At 54.5% G+C, this 999-nt stretch carries 1 pseudogene; it reads left to right on the top strand.

Annotation, left to right across the window (positions count from 1 at the left end):
- A pseudogene (locus WFN87_RS23960) lies at positions 1-999 on the top strand (IS3 family transposase); the annotation flags it as partial.

Below are 999 nucleotides of genomic sequence, written 5' to 3'. Positions count from 1 at the left end.
AGCACGCCATTTCCGACGCCACCTTTTACACCTGGCGTAAGAAGTATGGCGGTATGGAGGTGCCCGAGGTTAAGCGCCTGAAGTCGCTTGAGGAAGAGAACGCCAGGCTCAAGAAGCTGCTTGCCGAAGCCATGCTGGATAAGGAGGCGCTTCAGGTGGCTCTGGGGCGAAAGTACTGACGACAGGCCAGAAGCGGGAAGCCGTGGTGTTGATGTGTGATGCGACCGGTCTGTCGCAACGTCGTGCCTGCAGGCTTACAGGTTTGTCCCTGTCGACCTGCCGTTATGATGCTCAGCGTCCGGCTGCTGATGCACATTTATCTGGGCGTATTACCGAGCTGGCGCTTGAACGCAGACGTTTTGGTTATCGGCGCATCTGGCAGTTGCTGCGTAGGGAGGGCCTTCACGTCAATCACAAGCGGGTATATCGTATTTACCACCTTAATGGACTGAGCGTAAAACGCAGACGACGCCGTAGAGGGCTGGCGACCGAACGGTTTCCGCTTCTGCGCCCGGATGCACCGAACCTTACATGGTCGATGGATTTCGTTATGGATGCACTGGCCAACGGTCGCAGGATCAAGTGCCTGACCTGTGTGGATGATTTCACGAAGGAGTGTCTGACGATCACCGCTGCTTTCGGTATTTCAGGCGTTCAGGTCACGCGTATTCTGGACAGCATCGCGTTGTTTCGGGGGTATCCGACGACAATAAGAACCGATCAGGGTCCGGAATTTACCTGCCGCGCGCTCGATCAATGGGCCTTTGAGCATAGTGTGGAACTACGGCTTATCCAGCCAGGTAAACCAACGCAGAACGGATTTATTGAGAGTTTTAACGGACGCTTTCGCGATGAGTGTCTGAATGAACACTGGTTCAGCGATATTCTTCATGCCCGGAAAACGATTAATGACTGGCGGCAGGATTATAACGAGTGCCGTCCCCATTCATCGCTGGATTACCAGACACCAGCTGAATTCGCAACGGACTGGCGAAACAG

The organism is Cedecea sp. AS113 (assembly GCF_037152415.1).
Taxonomy (GTDB): Bacteria; Pseudomonadota; Gammaproteobacteria; order Enterobacterales; family Enterobacteriaceae; genus Cedecea.
This window is presented reverse-complemented; position numbering and strand designations above follow the sequence as displayed.